The organism is Bacteroides sp. MSK.18.37 (genome assembly GCF_019129155.2).
GTDB classification, from domain to species: Bacteria; Bacteroidota; Bacteroidia; order Bacteroidales; family Bacteroidaceae; genus Bacteroides; species Bacteroides ovatus.
Genome location: NZ_JAHOIB020000001.1, coordinates 2995934 through 3018094 on the forward strand (window position 1 = coordinate 2995934; position 22161 = coordinate 3018094).

10 protein-coding genes and 2 pseudogenes are annotated in these 22161 nt (G+C 41.2%); 11 read left to right on the forward strand and 1 reads right to left on the reverse strand.

Features of this window, described 5'->3' with window-relative positions; all coding sequences use genetic code 11:
* Window positions 1–148 precede the first annotated feature (148 nt).
* From KSX81_RS12155 to KSX81_RS12185, 7 genes and pseudogenes are all read left to right on the forward strand, one after another.
* Entirely contained in the window at window positions 149–3529 is a 3381-nt protein-coding gene (locus KSX81_RS12155) for a TonB-dependent receptor (RefSeq protein WP_074556628.1), read from the forward strand.
* A gap of 11 nt (window positions 3530–3540) precedes the next feature.
* Window positions 3541–5271, forward strand: a complete 1731-nt coding sequence (locus KSX81_RS12160) for a RagB/SusD family nutrient uptake outer membrane protein (RefSeq protein WP_008646846.1) — start codon at window positions 3541–3543, stop codon at window positions 5269–5271.
* A gap of 13 nt (window positions 5272–5284) precedes the next feature.
* Window positions 5285–6814 (forward strand): hypothetical protein, encoded by a 1530-nt coding sequence (locus KSX81_RS12165; RefSeq protein ID WP_134978715.1) that lies wholly within the window; start codon window positions 5285–5287, stop codon window positions 6812–6814.
* Between the two features lie 133 nt (window positions 6815–6947).
* Entirely contained in the window at window positions 6948–9410 is a 2463-nt protein-coding gene (locus KSX81_RS12170) for a hypothetical protein (RefSeq protein WP_074908675.1), read from the forward strand.
* 15 nt (window positions 9411–9425) lie between these two features.
* On the forward strand, window positions 9426–12512 hold the full coding sequence (locus KSX81_RS12175; protein ID WP_008646840.1) for a glycoside hydrolase family 2 TIM barrel-domain containing protein: 3087 nt from the start codon (window positions 9426–9428) through the stop codon (window positions 12510–12512).
* 97 nt (window positions 12513–12609) lie between these two features.
* Entirely contained in the window at window positions 12610–14166 is a 1557-nt protein-coding gene (locus tag KSX81_RS12180; RefSeq protein ID WP_074556625.1) for an endo-1,4-beta-xylanase, read from the forward strand.
* A gap of 450 nt (window positions 14167–14616) precedes the next feature.
* Window positions 14617–15242: pseudogene (locus KSX81_RS12185) on the forward strand (glycoside hydrolase family 3 N-terminal domain-containing protein); the annotation flags it as partial.
* 46 nt (window positions 15243–15288) lie between these two features.
* Here the strand turns inward: KSX81_RS12185 and KSX81_RS29115 are convergent.
* A pseudogene (locus KSX81_RS29115) lies at window positions 15289–15921 on the reverse strand (transposase); the annotation flags it as partial.
* 837 nt (window positions 15922–16758) lie between these two features.
* Between KSX81_RS29115 and KSX81_RS12195 the strand changes: the two are divergent.
* The 4 genes from KSX81_RS12195 to KSX81_RS12210 all read left to right on the forward strand — a co-directional run bounded on the left by KSX81_RS12195 (window position 16759) and on the right by KSX81_RS12210 (window position 22133).
* Entirely contained in the window at window positions 16759–18285 is a 1527-nt protein-coding gene (locus KSX81_RS12195) for a sulfatase-like hydrolase/transferase (RefSeq protein WP_074556624.1), read from the forward strand.
* A 113-nt stretch (window positions 18286–18398) separates the two neighbouring features.
* Window positions 18399–20057, forward strand: coding sequence for a hypothetical protein (locus KSX81_RS12200; RefSeq protein WP_074556623.1), 1659 nt, complete (start codon window positions 18399–18401; stop codon window positions 20055–20057).
* 21 nt (window positions 20058–20078) lie between these two features.
* Entirely contained in the window at window positions 20079–20489 is a 411-nt protein-coding gene (locus KSX81_RS12205) for a hypothetical protein (RefSeq protein WP_074556622.1), read from the forward strand.
* A 12-nt stretch (window positions 20490–20501) separates the two neighbouring features.
* Window positions 20502–22133 (forward strand): DUF1735 domain-containing protein, encoded by a 1632-nt coding sequence (locus KSX81_RS12210; protein WP_211420358.1) that lies wholly within the window; start codon window positions 20502–20504, stop codon window positions 22131–22133.
* Window positions 22134–22161 lie beyond the last annotated feature (28 nt).

Below are 22161 nucleotides of genomic sequence, written 5' to 3' on the forward strand. Positions count from 1 at the left end.
CTTATATTGTTTTTTAGATTTAAAAAAAATATGATTATCAACGTGTGTGATTACAATTTGGAATCGCCTTATAAATACATTGGCAAACTGTATAAAATAAACTAATCTTATTATTAGAATTTGCTAACAATTAAATCTTTAAAGAAACATGTCAAAAGAATTATTAAACAGCAAAAACTGGAATAAACTGAAGAAAACTGCTCAGCAGTGGTGGGCGACTTTTTGTTTTCCAGTTATCATGTTGCTCTGCTTTTCTCTGCCGGCATTGGCACAGGAGAAGCAAACAATCACATTACAAGTGAAAGACACATCCATTTCGGAAGTATTGAACATGGTTGAAAAGCAAAGCCAATATAGCTTCTTGTACAACAAGAATGAAGTTGACGTAAGCAAGACTGTTACTCTCTCATTAAAGAAAGCTTCGATGAAAGAAACTTTAAATAAGCTCTTTGCCCATAGCAACATTACGTATGAGTTTGACCGAAACTATGTTATTTTGAAAAAAGTCAAAAAGACCGTTAGTAGAAAGACTGTCAAAGGACGTATCACTGATAAACACGGTGAACCCATGGCTGGAGCAACCATAACCGATAAAGACGGAAAGACTGGAGTGATCTCCGACATGGACGGAAACTATATGATAACAGTTTCGGCCGGAAGTGTTCTATCTTATCAGTTCATCGGATATGAGACGACGGAAGTTAAAGTGGATGATTATAAGAATGTTATTGATGTCATTTTGATAGAGGCAGCCCAAGGATTAGACGAGGTGGTCGTTATCGGGTACGGCACAGCACAGAAAAAGGACTTGACCGGTTCTGTAAGTTCTGTCATGGGTAGCAGGATCACCGATCGAAAGGTTGCACAGTTGTCTACAGCACTGCAAGGTGCCATGTCGGGAGTCACTGTTACTCGTACCAACAATGCTCCTGGAGCACAAAGTGCGATACGCATTCGTGGTATCACTACGATTGGCGAAAGCAGCCCATTGGTGATAGTGGATGGTGTGCCTGCCGATAACATTAATGATATCAATCCCAACGACGTGGAAAGTATCACTGCACTGAAAGATGCTGCTTCAGCTGCTATTTATGGCTCCAGAGCTGCAGCAGGCGTTATTATTGTAACAACCAAACGAGCCAAGACTAACCAACTCTCTTTGGAATATTCTTATGAATTCGGGATAGACAAACCTACCGCCAGACCGGATTTTGTAGATGTACAACGCTTCATGGAAATGACTAATGAGCTACGTTGGAACGATGCTGGTAATGGAAGCGACGAGTATCCTACATACGCTGCTACAACGATAGATAATTACATGGAGTATAACCGCGAAAATCCAGACAAATATCCCAATACGAATTGGAGAAACGTCTTGCTAAAGAACAAAGCTACCAAACAGACACACTCTTTCAGCATCGCAGGAGGAACGGAACATATACGAACCAAAGCCACTTTCGGATATGACTATGCTGACGGTTTGTACAACAACCGTGATTATGAGCGTTTCACTGTTCGTATGAATAATGATATAAAAATCAACAAATATATTTCTGCGGCATTTGATATCAGTGTAAAGAGGTCCAGCTATACCAAGCCAACATACGATCCTATGGATGCCAGTAACTTGTTCCCTCAGGTTTATGCCGCTACTTGGAGCGACGGACGTATAGCCGATGGAAAATCAGGAGATAATCCCTATGCAAAGTTACATTATGGCGGTAACAAAAAAGAGTATTACAATCAGGTCAGTGGGAAAATAGCTTTGTATCTGACTCCGGTCAAGGGATTGAAATTATCAGCCGTGTTATCTCCCATTTATAACGATTCACGTACAAAGGAGTTCAGAAAGCGTATCGAATACTTTAGTGCAGAGAATCCGGATGAACTGATTGGCGCCATTACAGACTATGGTTCTACACAGCTAAGTGAATCAAGAGGCAATAAGCAAAGCATTACCAAACAGTTGTTCGCCAATTATGACTGTACGCTTGGTAATCACACATTAACTTTACTTCTGGGGTATGAAGACAATACCTATAAAACGGAAGACCTCAAGGCTTCCCGCGATCATTTTGAATTGACACAATACCCCTATCTTGACAGAGGTTCAAGTGACTATCAGTTCAATAATGGCAATGCCAAGCACACTGCTTACCGATCTGCTTTCGGTAGAATTATGTATAATTATAACAATCGGTATTTGCTTCAGGCTAACCTGCGTAGTGACAGTTCCTCCCGCTTCGACAAGAAACATCGTATCGGATATTTTCCTTCCATATCCGGCGGGTGGGTCATCAGCGAAGAACCATTCTTTAAGGATCTCCATATCAAACCGCTGTCTTTTCTGAAATTCCGTGCGTCTTATGGCTTGTTGGGTAATGACCGTGTCGGAGAATACCCTTATTTGCCTTTACTGGCTTATAGTGACCAATTATTTTATGAAGGTAATAATGTTACTTCCTATCTTACTGCCGCACAGTGGCAATACGCCATCCGCAATATATCATGGGAAACAACAAAAACATTTGGGCTAGGACTTGATGTAGCCTTATTGGACGGACGTTTGCGGTTGACTGCAGACTATTACTACAAGATAACTAAGGATATGATTTTGGATGTAGACATACCGGATTATGTAGGATATGACAACCCTCAACAGAATACCGGCAAGATGAAAACAACTGGTTTTGAAATTGAAATGAGCTGGAATGATCATATCAATGACTTTCATTACGGAATATCTGCCAATCTAAGCGATTATCGTTCTAAAATGGGTTACCTTGGGGGAAATCAATTTTTAGGAGACCGAATAAAGAGAATGGGTAGCTATTTCAACGAATGGTACGGATATCGTACAGATGGTATTTTCCAAACATCGGAAGAAATTGCGAATACTCCAGTGATGAATAATAATGTGAAACCGGGTGATATCAAGTATCTGAAAGCCGATCCAACCGATAATTCACCGATCTCTCCGGACAGAGACAGAGTATTATTGGGTAATTCACAACCCCGTTTTTTATATGGCGCCACTTTAAATGCCGATTACAAGGGTTTTGATTTGAATATTAGCATGCAAGGAGTAGGAAAACAATTGCAACGCAAAAAAACGGAAATGGTTCAGCCGTTGCGTAACAATTTCGGTGCTATTCCCCGACTGATTGATGGCAAATATTGGAGCAATTACAATACTCCCGAACAAAATGCAGAAGCAAAGTACCCCCGCCTTACATCCACTCAATCAGGCCACAACTATGCAATGTCCGATTTTTGGCTGTTCAATGGCGCCTATTTCCGCTTGAAAAATATCACTGTCGGTTATACCGTCCCCAAGCATTTGACAGAGAAATTGAGTATTAAGAGTCTGCGCATCTATCTTAGTGCCAACGATATTCTGTGCTTCAGCAAATATCCGAAAGGATGGGATCCGGAGAACAGTTCGGATGTAATCGGTGGTACGGATAATAAAGATTTCTATCCTATTACCAGATCCATACTTGGAGGTATTAACATTAAATTTTAAAACTGAATAATATGAAAAAGGTTTATCATATTCTTTTTATCTTTACAACAGTCTGTCTATGGAGCAGTTGTGCCAATTTAGATTTAGATCCGTTGGACACAGGATCAAGAGATTCCTGGTATAGTTCGGAAGATGAAATCCAACGTTCTATCGGCGGGCTATATCGTACTGTGTTCTTCACGTTAAATGGAAATGAAAGTACAATAGATTATTCACCGTGGAGTGATGATAACCAGTCTAGAGCCAGTTTGAATTTTATAACAGGTGGAACAATTAATGGAGAATCAGATCAGGTAAAGAAACGTTGGCAGAATGGATACAAGGCTATCGCACGCGCCAATATTCTGTTAGAAAAACTTGAGGATGCAAACAGTGTAGGCATCTCGGAAGAAAAAAAGCAATTGTACAGGGCACAAACTCTTTTTGTCCGTGCCACCCAATATGCCATACTTACTTCTCTCTTCGGAGATGTAGTTTATATAGACAAAGAGATCAGTATTGATGAAGCGTTTGAAATGGGGCGAACTGATCGGGAAGAGGTAATGGAAAACGTGTACAAAGATTTGGATGAAGCAGCGCATTATCTGCCCGAGACTTACGGCACTCAACGGGAATTTGCAACCAAAGGAGCCGCTTATGCCATTAAAGCCCGTTACGCATTGTATAATGAAGATTGGGAACTTGCGGCACAAGCAGCAAAAAAATGTATGGATTTACAGATATATGAACTTCATCCGGACTTCGAGGAGTTGTTTATAGCTTCTACACACCATGCGAAGGAGAATATTCTTTCTTGGCCTCGTTCGGTAGAACTAAAAAACTACTTGGACGTAGGTGCAGCCATGTCGTATTGCCCTAGAAACCGTGGCGGATATGCTTCCGAATATCCCTCTTGGGAACTATTCTGCTCTTTTCTTTGTACAGACGGGCTTCCCATTGATGAATCACCATTGTTTGACCCACAAAATCCTTTCAAGAATCGCGATCCGCGCTGCACTGCCACAATCGTAGAATTTGGAACTGAACATGTAGGTGTAATATATAATCCTAATCCTAACATCAGCAGGGTCTGGAGTGCTATTGCCGGAAAAGAAATTACCAATCTTGATTGCAAAACCGGAAGCCAATATGCTTCTTACAACGGTTTGCTCAGGAAAAAAGGAGTGGATGAACTATGGATTAATGACGGAACATTCAAGGTAGACCCCGATTTTGTGTTTATTCGTTATGGAGAAGTGCTGCTGACCTATGCCGAAGCGAAGATTGAGGCCAATGACATTGACCAGTCTGTGTTGGATGCCATCAATCAGGTTAGAGCTCGGGCTTACAAAAAAGACTACGCGGCTGCAACAGGATACCCCAAAGTCACTACCCAAGATCGGGACAAGTTGCGCCAAATAGTACGAATTGAGCGACGTATGGAGCTGGCTTTTGAAGGTAGTATAAGGTATATGGACATTATCCGATGGAAGCTGGCAGAGAAAGTCTTGAATTTACCAAACTATGGGTTGCTTGACAAGGATGAACTGATAAATAAAGTTGTCAACAAAAATAAATGGTTTTTCCCATATACACCAGAAATCGATGAAGACGGAATTGCAGATTTCACCCCTATGTACAATGAAGGGCTTATCAAGATAATTGTTCAACGTAATTTTGACACAGCGAAGAATTATCTTTGGCCAATACCCTCACAGGAGATTATTACAAACCCGAATTTGGGACAAAATGATAACTATTAACAGCCAAAGAGACATGAAAAAAAGACAAATGATTGCACGCTTAGTATTTCTAATAGGGCTATTCTTGTTTCCTAACGCAATGACAAGTTGTAGCAAGGAGGAATACAAAACTTACCATCACCATGAGAAGCAGCCTTCTGATGAAAATGACGACCCGGACAAGAAAGATGAAATTCCTTCAAAGATGTCCAGTGGTAACTATCAATTACTAACCAGCCAGCCCGGACAGGTAATTGAAGGATTGGGATTTGAAATTCAATCCGATAATTATAGTGAACGATATGAAAATGATGACCCTGAATTCGGAGTTCCTTGGGATTTAGCACCGGCCGAACGTACGCGTTTGGCAAAGGAAATGCTGTCCGGATTTCGTTACATGCGTGTAGCTATGGGAATTTGGTTCAGAGGAATCAGTGATGACCGGAAAAACTTTCAGGAACGTTTTCCCGGACAAGTAAACAGCTTGTTGCAACTGATGAATGATGCCGGTGTGGAAGGAATCTCTATGGAGTATTGGTCTCCAGCTCCTTATTGGAAAAATAACAACAGTCTGAATAACGGTACCTTAAAGGACTACAACGATGATAATTTTCTGGAGGAATTTACCGATGCTTTGGTTAAAGACGCGAAATACATGAAAGAACAGGGATTTAAGATCTCTTCATGGGGGTTGCAAAATGAATCACAATACTCTAACCCCACTTATCCACACTGCCACTATACCGAAGATCAATTGGTGAAGGTATTTGGAATGGCCGCTCCAAAGATTCGCGCATTAGATAATACAATAGAGATAATCTATGACACCAATAGTGGAAATGCGGGAACGTATGGTGAGAAATTGTGGAAGGAAAATCCACAATTATTGCAATATGTAGATGCTTGGGTATACCACCGTATAGGGGATAACTCGGACAATGTGATGAAGCGTCGTGAGAATTATCTGGCAAACAATCAGGGCAAGCCTATTTATCAGAATGAATTTGAATACTTTAGAGAACAAGTTAAAGATTATACACGTGAGTGGCGAATGGTAAACACAGCACAATCCATTATGAATTGGATGACTTTTATCCAGTCGCCGAAATGGTATTGGCTGCATGCGTTGAAACCGATAAGTGAGATAGACAGGGAAGGATTTGGTTTGGGCGTTTACCGTCCGAGTGCTGAAAACAGAGGACTTGATTATCCCAATTTAAAGCACGGGCATTTCACTTATGAATGGTCTAACTACAATGCTATTGCCGGTTTCCTGAAATATATGCCTTGGGATTCAAGGCGATATAATATAAAGGAGGATGAGGAGCGGAGTAATAACCGCGTTATGGCATGGAAAAAACCGGATGGTAAATATGTAATAGCCGTTACCAACCGTTCTGACGAATGGTTTGAATTTAAAATTACCTTGGATAAAGAACGTTCTTTTAATGGGCACCGATATAATAAAGAAGGGGTAAATTTGGATTTGGGAAGACAAACAGATAGTTCTATCCTTTCGGCCAAGGTGAAACCGTGGAGTATTGATTTCTGGGTAGAAGAATAGGTCAATCATAGTTTTTAATAGGTTTTATTTTTGATTTGGTGGATGTATGTGTCCAGTATATTGTTATGTATAGTTTCAGCACACTGGATATACATGTCCACCATTTGATTTTGTAATATGTAATAATATAGTAATGAATAAATATCTTATCAAAGGCAACCTGTTGTTGCTGTTTGTCGTTCTTGTTTCCTGCCGTCCGCAGAACTCCGTGACAGACTCCCACAAACCCTGTTATAGCGGGATTTACCCGCACCTTGCATATTATAATAATGAAGGAGAGTGTGGCACAGGAGCAATCGTTCCATGGCAAAACAGGTTATGGGTTGTTACTTACGGGCCTCATTTACCATGGGGGTCCAGTGACAAACTTTATGAAATCACAGACACACTTGGAGTTCGCGCACGTGCAGAAAGTGTGGGAGGGACCTCTGCCAACCGATTAATTCATAGCGAAAGCAACCAACTTTTTATAGGTCCTTACGCTATAGACAGTAACCGTAATGTACGTGTTATCTCATATAAAGAAGCGCAAGGCCGTTACACCGGCGTTGCACGTCATTTATCTAATCCGGCGGAGAAAGTGTATATCGCTACTATGGAGGAAGGATTCTATGAAATAGATGTAAATACACTAAAGGCGAATACCCTTTATCCGGATGTGAACGGAGGAATGCATGATGACACAGATATTAATCCGACTAATGACTTGCTCCCCGGCGCACATGGTAAGGGGTTGTATAGTGGACAAGGAGTATTGGTTTTCTCTAACAACGGAGAAGCAACCCACGAAGCACTGGAGAAATTTAACATACCTGCAGGATGTTTGGCGGAATGGAACGGAAAAGACTGGAAAGTAATACGCCGTAATCAGTTTACAGAAGTAACAGGCCCAGGTGGAATTTACGGTAATCCACATCCGGAAACAGATCCGGTTTGGGCTACAGGCTGGGATTATAAATCATTACTTCTTGCTCTACGGGAAAAAGGAGAATGGAGATTCTTTCGGCTTCCTAAAGCAAGCAATTCTTATGACGGTGCACACGGCTGGAACACAGAATGGCCACGTATCCGGAATATAGGAACAAAGGATAATCCGGATTATTTGATGACAATGCATGGTATGTTTTGGCATTTTCCCGAAACATTTTGTATAAATAATACGTCCGGGATATTCCCGCGTTCATCTTACTTGAAAGTAGTCGGTGATTTTACTCGTTGGCATGACCGTATTGTGTTCGGATGTGACGATACGGCACAGAAAGATTTTTTGAACAAGCGAAAGATAAAAGGAAATATTGGTGGTCCCGGTCAGTCTAATTCCAATTTGTGGTTTGTCTCACCGGAACGTATTGATCAATTGGGGCCTACAAATGCATCCGGTTCTGTTTGGATGAACGACACTGTAGTTGCCGGACAAACGAGTGATCCGTTTTTGTTTAATGGTTGGGATAACAGATGTGTATGGGTTCGTAATGATAGCAAAGATAAAGTTTGCCTGACTTTTGAGGTAGATGTGCAAGGAAATGGACAGTGGACTGTGTTATGCTCTAAGAGTATAGACCCGAATAGCTCTTCTTTAGTAACTTTTACTCCGAAAGATAAAGGAGAGTGGATTCGTATATCTACAGATAAGACGTCTGTTATAAGCGCCACTTTTGTTTTTGCGATGAACGAGAAAAGAACTATATCTTCCGCTGCCATTTTTGAGGGCATCACCCGAGTGAACGAAAAGCCCGTTTCGGAAGGGACGTTATATTGCCTGGGTGATAATCGTCGTTGCCTGGGCATTTTAGCGAGAACGTCAGAAGGGGAAAAATACTATGAACTTTCTGGAGACATGAAACTGGAAAATAAAAATGACATAAAGACTGTAGAATATATCCGAAGAAATTTTGAAATAAATGCCGGAGAAATGGTTGTATCAGACGGATCCGTCCTGATTATAGATGACAAGGAACGTCGCTGGAGATTGCCGTTGGGCAAGAATGAGTTTACCACTCTGACAAAGCAAAACAAATTGAGAATTTGTCGGGAAGTGGCAACAGAACGTGACTTGTTCAATTGCCATGGCACATTTTATGAATTACCAGCTGAAAATGCGGACGGCTTTGCAAAAATCCGACCGATATCTTCCCACAAATTACGAATTAACGACTATGCTTCTTATCGTGGCTTATTGATTCTGTCAGGTATGAATGCCAATGATTGCGGCAATAAACGCATGGTGGTGTCTGACGATAAAAAACTCACGCTTTGGGCTGGAACCATTGACGACCTGTGGGAGCTGGGAAAACCGGTGGGAAGCGGTGGACCATGGGTAGATGCACAAATTGAGGCAGACGAGTATTCCGATCCCTACTTGATAGGATTTTATGATGAGCGTATTCTGAATATTTCTCACAAATCTTTCCAACCGGTCAGATTTTACGTAGAAATGGACCCGACAGGGGATGGTCATTGGATGGAGTACAAGCATTTTGATATTGCGCCCGGTGAGTCATTCATACACCATTTCCCTCCAGCTGTCCAGGCACGCTGGATTAGATTCAGGACAGATAGTAAATGTGTTGCAACGACATGGCTCGAATATAAATAAAATGGAAATACAGTAATGAATAAAAATTATATTATAGGTCTATTTACATTGGGAATAATTAATGCTAACGCCCAAACATTTGACGAATGGCAGAATCCGGAAGTAAACGCTGTTAACCGAACGTTTATGCATACCAATTATTTTGCATACGAATCAGAGGAAACAGCTTTACTAGGTCATAAAGAGAAGTCTGTTAATTATATGAGTTTGAATGGACTTTGGAAATTCAACTGGGTAAAAGATGCAACTTCTCGTCCTGTCGACTTTTGGAAAACGGACTTTAACGACAAGGGCTGGCAGGAGTTAAAAGTACCTGGAGTATGGGAACTGAACGGCTACGGAGTCCCGATTTATGTTAATCACGGTTATGCCTGGCGGAACCAGTTTCAAAACAACCCTCCGCAATTGCCTGTTGAGAATAATCATATAGGTTCCTATCGCCGTGAATTCATTATTCCAACTTCTTGGAAAGGAAAAGACATCATCGCTCATTTCGGTTCTGTCACTTCTAATATGTATTTATGGGTAAATGGAAAGTATGTAGGATATAGTGAAGACAGTAAGCTGGAAGCGGAATTCGACCTTACTCCTTTCCTCAAACCTGGACAAAAGAATCTGATTGCCTTTCAAGTATTCCGCTGGTGTGACGGATCGTATCTGGAAGACCAGGATTTTTTCCGCTATAGCGGTGTAGGGCGCGATTGCTATCTGTACGCCCGCAACAAGAAACGTATTAATGACATTCGTGTGACTCCGGATTTGGATAGTAACTATGAGGACGGCGCTTTGCATGTGTCAATCAGCCTGAAGGGCAATGGTACCGTTAATCTGGATTTACAAGATATAGCCGGACGGACTGTAGCAAAGGGAATAGTAAAAGGAAGCAATACTGTTGTAATGAATGTAGAGAATCCTCGGAAATGGACAGCAGAAACGCCTTATCTCTATACGTTGCTTGCGACTTTGCAAGAGAATAATGAAGTGATCCCCGTGAAAGTCGGTTTCCGCAAAATAGAACAGAAGAACGGGCAGATTTTGATCAATGGCAAGCCGGTATTATTCAAGGGGGTCAATCGTCACGAATTAGACCCGGACGACGGGGCTGTGGTGTCACAGGAACGAATGATACAGGATATACAGATAATGAAGAAATTTAATATTAATGCTGTACGTACCTGTCATTATCCGGATGCAAATTTATGGTACGATTTGTGTGATAAATACGGGCTTTATGTAGTGGCTGAGGCTAATATAGAGTCCCATGGGATGGATTATAGAGGAAATGGAACATTAGCCAAACGTGCGGACTATAAGAAGGCTCATTTAGAAAGAAACCAACGCAATGTACAACGTGGATTTAATCATCCTTGTATCATCTTCTGGTCATTAGGAAACGAAGCGGGTTTCGGACCGAATTTTGAAGCTGCGTATCGTTGGATAAAGGCGGAAGACACAAGTCGTCCCGTGCAATACGAACAAGCAGACGGAAATGAATTTACAGATGTGTATTGCCCGATGTATGCAGATTATGCTCAAATGGAAAAATACGCTAAACGTAGTGGTTTGCTAAAACCGATGATTCAGTGTGAATATGCTCATGCCATGGGTAATTCAATGGGAGGGTTTAAAGAATATTGGGAACTTATCCGTAAACACCCTCATTTACAAGGTGGATTTATATGGGATTTTGCAGATCAGTCCTGCCATTGGAAAAACAAAGAAGGAGAGGGTATTTATGGCTATGGGGGTGACTTTAGCAAATACGATGCTTCAGATAATAATTTCTGTGACAATGGCTTGGTCAGCCCTGATCGTGCGCCTAATCCTCACATGCATGAAGTCGGGTATTTTTATCAAAACATATGGACTACTCTAAGCAATGTAACCAAAGGTGAAATCAACATTCATAACGAAAACTTCTTTCGAGACCTCTCTGCCTATTATATGGAATGGGCTGTATTGGCGGATGGCGAAACTGTGCGTACAGGATTTGTAGAAACATTGAATGTCGCTCCCGGACAGAAAGCAAAAGTCACATTGGACTTAGGCGATAGTAAATGTGGAGAACGGTTACTCAATGTGGCTTATCGTTTGAAGAAACGGGAAGGTCTGCTTCCGGCCGGACATATTGTCGCTAAAGATCAGCTTGTACTGAATGCATATAAGGCTCCTGCTCTGGAATTGAAAAATGTAGAGACTGTCAATACAATAATTGAAGTTCCACAAATCCGGGATAACGACAGGAATTATCTGCATATAAACGGTGACAACTTTCATTTGGAGTTCAGCAAACATACAGGGTATCTGACTCGTTATGAAGTAGCAGGTCTGGAATTGATGGATGAGGGTGCTGCATTAACCCCTAACTTTTGGCGTGCCCCTACTGACAACGATATGGGAGCTAATCTACATCGCAAACTTTCAGTATGGAAGAACCCTGGTATAAAGCTTGATTCTTTGAAATGGGAAACAAGAAATGAGCAGGTAATGATATATGCCGATTACGAGATGAAGAATGTCTCTGCCCGACTAAATCTTACTTATGTCATCAATAATCAGGGAGCTTTAAAGGTATCACAAAGGATGTCGGTCAATCCGCAAAGTAAGACTCCACCATTATTTCGTTTTGGTATGCAAATGCAAATGCCGGAAGATTTTGAAATGATTGAATATTATGGCCGTGGTCCTATTGAAAATTATTGTGACCGGAATCATAGTAGTGACTTGGGAATCTATCATCAATGTGTTACAGAGCAGCCTTATCCTTATATTCGTCCGCAAGAAACCGGGACAAAAACAGACATTCGTTGGTGGAAGCAACTAAATGTAGCAGGACGAGGTTTGCAAATTGTAGCCGGGGCTCCGTTCTCGGCCTCTGCCCTTCATTATACGATAGAGTCTTTAGATGATGGATGGAGTAAAGACCAAAGGCATTTCCCCGAGGTGAGAAAGGCCGACCTGACTAATCTTTGTATTGATAAAATACAAATGGGATTAGGATGTGTAAACAGCTGGGGTGGGTGGCCGTTGTCACAATATCATGTAAAATATATGGATTATGAATTCTCATTTGTTCTTACTCCTGTGGATAATGCCTTTTAGGATGAACGGACAATATAATTAATGATAATCAATACTATTTTAAGAGCATAAAGGCAGCCGAGCCTATGCTCTTAATTAACATAATATGTAAGCAATAATGAAAAATTTTATTTTGTTTGTCTTCTTTTTATTCTTCCTGCCAGGTATATATGCACAAAGTGATTTTCCTAAAAATGCCAGCGAAGATAAAGAGAAAATAATGAGTGATTTATATTGGGAAATCTGGAATGACAGTGTTCAAGCGTGTATAGATAGAGATATAGAAGAATATCGAAAAGCGAACGCCACAATTGAATTGCCGGAAGTAAACGAGGGAACAGAAGTGAAAATCGAACAAGTGTCACATGATTTCATATTCGGAGCCAGTATATTTAACTTCAATCAGTTAGGAACGGAAGAGCATAATCAGAAATACAAAGATTTGTTTGGTATTTTGTTTAATCGAGCTACTATTCCTTTTTATTGGAAAGCGTTTGAAACAGAGCCGGATCGATTGCGGTTCAAAGAAGAGTATTGGGATACAGAAATATATTGGAACCAACAGGGTGACCCTAAATCAAAACCACATTGGCGACGTCCGGCTACAGATCCTATTGTCGATTTTTGTATCGCCAAAGGGATAGCAATCCATGGACATCCGTTAGTCTGGGGACTTCGGAAAGCACATTTCCCCAATTGGATACTTAAAAAATATTTAACAGGAAAGGAACGTGAAGAATTTAACAAGCTCGTGACTGCATACGTCGAATCTGATGATTATTATTTTGGAGAGGAGAAATACAATGATAATTATCAAAAAATATCTCCAGATGAATTACAAACCAAATTACCGCGGTTCTCCAGAAAATTAGAAGAACTGTTTAAGAAACGTATGCAGGAAATTGCCAGACATTATGGCGGGCGTATCGGCAGTTGGGATGTCGTGAATGAGAGTGCGGTAGATTATGCTAAAGGTAAGATGCATCCAAATAGTAAGCTTTGTTTGAGTTCCCGTTATGGCATTATGCCGGGGGACTATACTTATAACAGTTTCAAACAAGCTTCATCACTTTTCCCGGATGGGGTGCAACTAAATATAAATGATTATTGGACAGGACCGGAATATGCTTCCCAAGTTAGGGATTTAATAAAACGGGGAGCCAAAATTGATGTAATTGGTTCTCAAATGCATTTGTTCGACCCACAACAATGCTTGGATATTGCTGCGGGTAAACATATTCAGTCTCCTCAACAAGTGAGAAGTGTCATAAATCGTTTGGCAGCGACAGGACTGCCTGTTCATTTGAGTGAAATAACCATCACTTCTCCTAACAACAATAAACGTGGACAGAAAATACAGGCTGTAATTACCCGGAATTTGTATCGACTGTGGTTTAGCCTTAAGCCAATGATGGGCATCACATGGTGGAACGTAGTCGACGGATGTGGAGCAGTGGATGAGACCGGTGTTTCCGGGCTATTCACCAAAGACATGATACCCAAACAAGCGTATCATGCTTTGAATGAATTGATCAATCACGAGTGGAAGACTAAAGGAGTGATAAAAGTTGACAGCTGTAGACAAATAAAATTTCGTGGTTTCAGAGGAAATTATGTTATTTCATGGATTGACGAGTCTGGTAATGTCCTAACTAAAGAATATTATTTAAAGTAAATCATTAATGTGAATTGGTAGTTAAATGTAAATCGAAACCTAACTTTTAACTACTGATTCGTATCTAATCATAAAAAACAAAAACTATCAGTGTTATGTCAGATTGTAGAACGGAGTACTTGGTAACAAGAAATAAGCAGTTTCTCTGCATGACAATCTTTTTTCTTTTTCTATCAAGTCACAAACTGTAAGTGTAGCCGATTTTTGGGGTGATCTCCAAGCCGCAGTGAGCCTTACTTTTGACGATGGTATCCAAGAGCATTATACTTTAGTACCCCCCCCATTTGAATCGGTATGCACTTCGAGGCACATTCGGGATAAATGGCAAATATATGGGCGATATTGATGATCATTTTGCTCCTCGACTCACTTCCATAAGAAAATATAGGCACTAACTGAATTTGCCAAATGAACGAAGAAAAAACTACCACCAAATTTGAAGAAGAACCGAAACATTTTGCTCTTTATGGTGCAAGTGAATCAGGGCGTGATTATAATACGGTTGATATGAGCCGTTTGCGTATGTATAATGAATACCTTGCTCCCTATCGTGCCGCTGTTGATGCAGGTGCAGGCAGTATTATGAGTTCCTTTAATGTTGTGGATGCTATCCCGGCTACTGCCAACAGATGGTTGCTGACTGATTTGCTTCGAAATGAGTGGGATTTCGAGGATTATTGATGACAGATTATTATGCGTTGGGCAAGATGGATGCCCACGGAGTTGCTCCTTTGAAAGAAGCCGCTGCGCGTGCTTTGCTGGCGGGTACGGATATGGATATGGTTTCCTGTGGTTTCCTGAATACGTTGGAAGAGTCTATAGCGGAAGGAAAAGTGGCAGAAGAACAGATTAATGCTGCGTGTAGGCGTGTGCTGGAAACAAAGTATAAATTGGGCTTGTTTGTCGACCCATATAAATATTGTGATACGTTGCGTGGTGAAAACGAGCTGTATACGACCGCTCATCGTGCTGTGGCACGAGAGATTGCTGTCGAAACGTTTGTTCTACTGAAAAATACGGATAATCTTCTTCCTTTGAAGAAGAAAGGTAGGATTGCTTTGATTGGGCCGATGGCAGTCTCCCTCTTTTACCTGTAGGCTGTTCTGTGGTGAGATACCGGAAATAGGCATCATCTCTAAATCGACTGATTACATGAAATCCCATTTCAAGTACACCATCTACAAATGTGGATTTGGAGAAGTAGGCATCCGCAACCACATAGTTTGTCAGTCGCAGAAGTCTTTCTTTGCGGGTACGTAGCACATGTAAATACCAGTCTATTAATGTGTATTTGACTTGCTCCAGTGTTTTTGCCGGTGGTGTTTGAACAGCCTCCAAATGGAAGCAGGTATGAAGGTCCATATCAATGAGACCAATGCCGGAGATTTCCAAACAACGTTTAGCCATCCTGGCACAACCCGACCAAAAACGCCCAAGGTAGGGAGTACATTTACCCGATTTGCTGATATAGCTCGGATCGAAAGCAATCGCAACACGATTACCTATCTGAGATCCTGCCAAGTTGGCATTAAAGGACAGCCAGTCGAACCTGCGACCAAACTGCTGACGATAGCGTTGTTCACCAAAGCGACCATAACGACCCAGTTGAAGGAAATTAATCCGACCCGGGATAATCAAATGTAAAAGTAACACTTCAAGCATAAACTTCTCACGCCATTTGTTTATCTTTACCGCCGATTTAAGCAGCACACTATTTATTAGCTCCAAATATTGGTCAAGTTCGTTCAGATTCATGATTATTAAAGATGTCGAAAACCTTAATATAATGAATCGGTAGGACTTGACCTACTTTTTATTTGTTAATTCAAAACTTAACGAACTATTGTGTATACTATTACAGTTTTTATTGTTAAGCACAACCTCTATTCCAAACTATATAGCCTCCCTTAAAAAACGATGATTCTTAAAAAAGGAATATTTAATCATCGGAGAAGGACATAAATCGCAGTTTGGTAAAGAAAAGCCGGAAAATGCCATGCATTTGTAATTACGTGATTCTCTATTTTCGCTGTTTTGAGAATATACTAATCGAATTGCGATAGATTCTTGATTCTTTTTGTTATTTGGAGAGTAGATACCTGAATAACCAATCATTTTATTATTTTCTCCTTTCCAATATATTATGATAAACTAGGGAGAAAATATTTCTTAATAGTCCATTTTTATCTTCTTCACCGGAGAGCGATAGCTTCCTCGGTGAGGAACAAGTCGATGCACACCGAGGAACACTTCGTTGGTTTTAAGGCAATGAACGGTTCCCGAATAGAGAAAGATGTATATCTTGTTTGGCTTTATGCAATATTAGACTGTTTTTTGTATGCTCATGCGTTTATTTATACAGTTTATTTTCTAGTTTGCTACTTTCTAACTGGCTATTTTCCTGTAGAATATTAAAAGTAGAACATTGACAGGCCTATGCTATCATTTCGAGTTAATTCATCACACGCATTTTCATACCTTATTTCTCTGGAATAGTTGCAGGATGGACATTTCTCCCCATTATTAAACATTTGTTCTACATAAATAAATAAGTGGTGGCTAAATTTGCATCGTTATTAACTACATAATATTATGAAAAAGATAATCTATCTAGTTCCTACGTTGTCTTTAGTAGGTTGTACCTCACAGCACGTAGAAGAAAAGCCGAATGTGATTGTGATTCTTGCCGATGATCTGGGATTTGGTGATGTCAGCGCTTACGGCTCTACTACGATTCATACTCCGAATATCGACAGTCTGGCTCATGGCGGAGTTTGTTTCATGAACGGATATGCCACTTCGGCAACTTCCACTCCCAGTCGTTACGCTTTGATGACCGGAATGTATCCGTGGAAAAATAAGGATGCAAAAATCCTGCCGGGAGATGCTCCTCTTATCATTAATGAAAATCAGTTTACTTTGCCGAAGATGATGCAGCAATGCGGTTATGTGACCGGAGCTATCGGAAAGTGGCATTTGGGGATGGGAGACGGCAATGTCAACTGGAACGAAACCGTCAAACCGGGTGCCAAAGAAATCGGTTTCGACTACTCTTGCCTGATTGCAGCAACCAACGATCGTGTCCCGACAGTTTATGTGGAAAACGGCGATGTAGTAGGACTCGATCCGGCCGATCCCATCGAAGTGAGTTACGAGCATAATTTTGAAGGCGAACCGACTGCCATTTCTCATCCGGAGATGTTGAAAATGCAGTGGGCACACGGACACAATAACTCTATAGTAAACGGAATTCCCCGTATCGGATATATGAAAGGCGGTCAGAAAGCCCGTTGGAAAGACGAGGATATGGCCGACTATTTTGTAGATAAGGTAAAGAACTTTGTGACTGAACACAAAAATACTCCTTTCTTCTTGTATTATGGCTTGCACGAACCTCACGTACCTCGTGCTCCCCACCAGCGCTTTGTGGGCAAAACAACGATGGGGCCTCGTGGCGATGCCATCGTTGAGGCAGACTGGTGTGTCGGCGAACTGCTTGCCCACTTGAAGAAAGAAGGATTGTTGGAAAAGACACTGATTATCTTCTCCAGTGATAACGGGCCGGTTCTGAATGACGGTTACAAAGACGGAGCTCCCGAACTGGCAGGCGATCACCTTCCTGCAGGAGGTCTGCGCGGAGGTAAATATAGTTTGTTCGACGGTGGTACGCATATTCCTTTGTTTGTTTATTGGAAAGGAAAGATTCAGCCGGTTGTGTCCGATGCACTGGTTTGCCAGGTAGATATTCTTGCTTCTCTGGGGTCGATGATACATGCCGATTTGCCGGAAGGTTTGGATAGTCGGAACTATCTGGATGCTTTCTTCGGAAAAGAGCAGACTGCCCGCAAGGATGTAGTGTTGGAAGCGCAGGGACGTATGGCTTATCGTTCAGGCGACTGGATTATGATGCCTCCTTATAAAGGTTCCGAACGAAACCTGACCGGAAATGAATTAGGCAACTTGGGTGAATACGGTTTATTCAATGTAAAAGCCGACCGAACTCAATACCAGAATATGGCGGCACAACAGCCCGAACTTCTGGACTCCCTGAAGCAGAATTTCTTTGCTGAAGTGGATGGTTATTATCGCAGCGAAGTAGAAGAAGAACCATTAAAATAAGGTCAAATGTTTATTCTGAACATAAATCCCGTTGATAAAACAATCGTTCTATTCTACCGGAGTTTATTTCTCTACCTTTGTTCTGTTCGATGTCGGACAATTAACCTTGAAGTATGTATATGAAAATGAAAGCTTTTTTAATGTTTGTATTGCTGTTCTTATGTTCGATGGGAACAAAGGCGCAGGATTTGGGGGCGAACTATAATGAAAATATAGATTACCCGATTACGGAAATAGAGATGTTGAAACAGTCGAAAGTGACTTGGGTGAGAGGATTTGTCAATATCCCCAATCTGTTTCTTCAGAATGAAAACGGGAAGATTGTTGGTGTGAAAGAAAATGCCATCAGGACACATATTCCTACACTGAAATTTATTCAGGCCAAGAAAGCCTTGGGCGACCGTGTGAAATTTATATTGAGCCTGAAAATACCTTTTGAATTATATACCGACACGGTTCCCAAAGTAGGAACTAAGGAGATGGAGTACATATTTCAGGCAACTGAAGTATTACTGAAAACCTATGATATGGCGAAGAATATTGAAATACTTGTCATGGGTAACGAACCGGAATGGGAGAATGCATTGGATACCGATCTTTGTCATGCGGACGGTGAGGATTATCGGGCATTTCTGAATGAGTTTGCCAATCGGCTGACTGCCTGGAAACAGGCTAATGGATGGACATTTGATATTTATGCCGGAGCATTGAACCGTGTATCCGAATTGCCGAAGAGCGAAACGGTACCTGCGGTAGTCTCTGTGGTTAATAACAATCCTAATGTTGCAGGGCTCGACTTACACGTTCACGCATTGAAAATCAACCAGGCGGAAGATGATTTCCGTATTATCCGCGATAAATATGGTGTAACAAAGAAACTGATTTGTACGGAATTCTCTATGGTGCGTGCTTTAAATCCTCATGTAGCCGATGCGCTGGGAGAATGGGGCACCAAGCATGGTTATACGGCCGGGATGAAAATTTACGAATACCTTAATCTGATAGCCGAAAAAGCTAACGCCGGTACACCAGTTAGTGCTACCGAGTTCAAGAGCCTTTTTGAGAGTTATGCCTGGTATCCGAAGAACTGGTATAAGACTTTTTATGAGGTGTTCAAGAAATACGATACGTATGCCATTACCGGACGTTTCAGCGTGGTTCCCGGTGGGGCGAGAGCTGTTTACGATGCGAAGACTGAAATGTGGGAACTTGGAGGAATTTACTTTTCCCGTTATTTAGGACTGGATACAGACGGATTCTACAATCCCAATCCATTGTTGTATCCCGATTTCATCGTTGCCCGGGATGGATTGGCAGTTTCCAGTCTTATCGGAGGACAGCGGGAATTGTTCATTCGTTGGGGGAATGGAGCCGATAAAACAGGCATATTGTCAGTAACAGATGAAAATGGAACAGAGGTAGCACGTCGGTCGCTTGATTCGGAGAATGATTATACATTGGTTGAAAATCTTGTTCCCGGAACTGCCTACCATGTAGCATTGCTGAAATCGGATGATGCTGTGTTGTGGAAGGATGATGTTAAGACTAAGTTTGTAACAGGAAAGTTTCCTTTGTTGAAATATCAACAAGTGGATGAATATATGTTGGTACAACTATTAAATTTGCCGGATGATGTCTCATCTTATAAAGTAAAGCTGGATGGACAGGAAATCAATATAGTGAATAAGAACCTGAACGGACAAATACTTACCGCCGAAGTGACTTATAAGGATGGATCGGTGGAAATATTGTCGACAACTATTAGAAAGTAATTATCTTAAATTTATTCGCTTATGAAAGTAATATATGTAGTGTTGGTATGTTTGTTGGCTTTCACCTCTTGTGCGGAGACGGAATATGCCGAAAATGGGGTTGATAAGAAGAATATAACAGGATATACCGAAGTTGGGTTTTATAGTTTGGATGGAATTTGTACTTTTACAGAGCAGGAACAACTTCAGGCTGCAATTAATCCTAAACGGTTGACTTATCGCCTGCAAAATTCGGATCAAAGCAAATACATTCATGTGAAGTTTGACGGGAAGCCCACGGCTGTTGGTCAAAAGATAAAGACTGAATTCTCATTCCAAGGAGTTTCTTTCCTCAAAGAAGGGATGGAGATGGAAGTAGTTCGTATAGACGGAGATAAAGTTTGGTTGTCAGGAGATAACGTCGGTATAGTAATCCCTGTTTTTAATAATTAAAAGAAAGATATTATGAAAAGATACATTCCTATTGTAGCGTCATTAATGGTGTTTTCGTTGATATCATGTGGTGAAGTCATGGATCTGACACAGCCGGAAAAGGCTGAAGTTACCTATTCCAATATTACCTTGTCGCTTTATCAGACAGGCAAATATGATTTATATCTGGATGAGCCGGAATACCAATATAACATTATGGTGGAGAAAAGCCATTGCGAAAAAGAAGCAAAGGCGGAATTGGCTGTTGTCGATGCCAAAGAGTTTGGTGAAGAATATCACCTCTTGCCTGTGGAATATTATGATCTGGATGGAAGTAATTTTAATTTTAAGGGGGACGATGTCCTGCGTATGGTAAATTTGCGCTTCCATGATTTAGGTACGCTTGACGGATCAAAGAAATACGTTCTCGGTTTGAAACTGGTTTCCGACGATCTTGCAGTCAATCAAGAGAAAAGTACAATGACTTTCTTCCTGCAACAGAAACAGGGAGAAATCGACAACCCTTATACCGTGGCGACAACGAGCGACTTGATAACTCTCGGAGAGAAACTCAAAGATGGTAAGACGATCTATGCCAAGATAGAGAATGATATTGATTTGCAAGGTGTAGACTGGCAACCGATAGAGACCTCGGTTTCCAAACAACTTGTATTGGATGGAGGCGGACATACGATTCGTAATCTGAAAGTAAATACTTCCTCTTCTGTTAATCAGGGATTCTTTGGATTGTTGGTTGGTAAGTGTTCTAATATAAACTTTGAAAATGCGCAGATTACAGCCAATCAAAAATTGACAGGAGTTCTTGCCGGACATGTTGGAAATGCTTCAGCGGCAGGAGTTGTTGAGAATGTACGAGTATCTGGTACGATAAATCTGACTTCGGGAACAGGGCCGGCTGCTTGGGAGAATGGACAAGCCGGTGGTATATGCGGAAGGATTCAAGGAGCGGAAAGTAAAATCTATCAATGTTCTTCAGAGGTGAGTATTAATGCTACATGGTCTGCTGGTGGTATTTGTGGAGAAGCAAAAGGAGGCGCTACTATTACTCAATGTTATTTTGTAGGAGATATTATCACAAAGTCATGTGTTGGTGGTATTGTAAGCAGGATGTTTCAGGGTACTGTTACTCATTGTTATTCATCAGGAGTGGCTAAGTCCTATCCTAATGTTACACCTCCGAATCCCGGAGCTGGTATTGCAGGACTTGTAGAGCCGAGCCCAACAGCGCTCATCTCACATTGTTACTCTGAATGTGAAATTGCAGCTCAAAATCAAGTAGGAGGCATTTTGGGACTTGCCAATAAAGGAACAGGAGTAACAGTGACACGTTGTGTGGCTTGGAATTCTTCCTTATATTCGAATGGTGCACCTAAATCAGGAAGAGTATGCGGACGCTTCGATAAAAATGAGGCAAATAATTGTTATGCCAATCCGAATATGGAGTGCCGTTTTTCAGTTAATACACCTGCAATAGTAGATGAGGCAGTTCCCAATTATTCGGCAACTGTTAATGGTGCTGACCGTTATAACGGACTTTCTACCATACCTACTCTTATGGCAGCAGTAAAGGCTCTTCAATGGGATGAGTCTATTTGGGATCTTTCAGGAGAGAAGCCTCGTTTGGTTTGGGAATTGGCTCAATAAATGGTTTTATAAAATAAATCGTAAGAAA

What these genes read in the sequence shown, in the direction of transcription:
- KSX81_RS12205 (WP_074556622.1), top strand. Translation starts at nt 20,079, where the DNA reads ATGAAAGTAATATATGTAGTGTTGGTATGTTTGTTGGCTTTCACCTCT.
- KSX81_RS12155 (WP_074556628.1), top strand. Translation starts at nt 149, where the DNA reads ATGTCAAAAGAATTATTAAACAGCAAAAACTGGAATAAACTGAAGAAA.
- KSX81_RS12175 (WP_008646840.1), top strand. Translation starts at nt 9,426, where the DNA reads ATGAATAAAAATTATATTATAGGTCTATTTACATTGGGAATAATTAAT.
- KSX81_RS12160 (WP_008646846.1), top strand. Translation starts at nt 3,541, where the DNA reads ATGAAAAAGGTTTATCATATTCTTTTTATCTTTACAACAGTCTGTCTA.
- KSX81_RS12165 (WP_134978715.1), top strand. Translation starts at nt 5,285, where the DNA reads ATGAAAAAAAGACAAATGATTGCACGCTTAGTATTTCTAATAGGGCTA.
- KSX81_RS12200 (WP_074556623.1), top strand. Translation starts at nt 18,399, where the DNA reads ATGTATATGAAAATGAAAGCTTTTTTAATGTTTGTATTGCTGTTCTTA.
- KSX81_RS12170 (WP_074908675.1), top strand. Translation starts at nt 6,948, where the DNA reads ATGAATAAATATCTTATCAAAGGCAACCTGTTGTTGCTGTTTGTCGTT.
- KSX81_RS12195 (WP_074556624.1), top strand. Translation starts at nt 16,759, where the DNA reads ATGAAAAAGATAATCTATCTAGTTCCTACGTTGTCTTTAGTAGGTTGT.
- KSX81_RS12210 (WP_211420358.1), top strand. Translation starts at nt 20,502, where the DNA reads ATGAAAAGATACATTCCTATTGTAGCGTCATTAATGGTGTTTTCGTTG.
- KSX81_RS12180 (WP_074556625.1), top strand. Translation starts at nt 12,610, where the DNA reads ATGAAAAATTTTATTTTGTTTGTCTTCTTTTTATTCTTCCTGCCAGGT.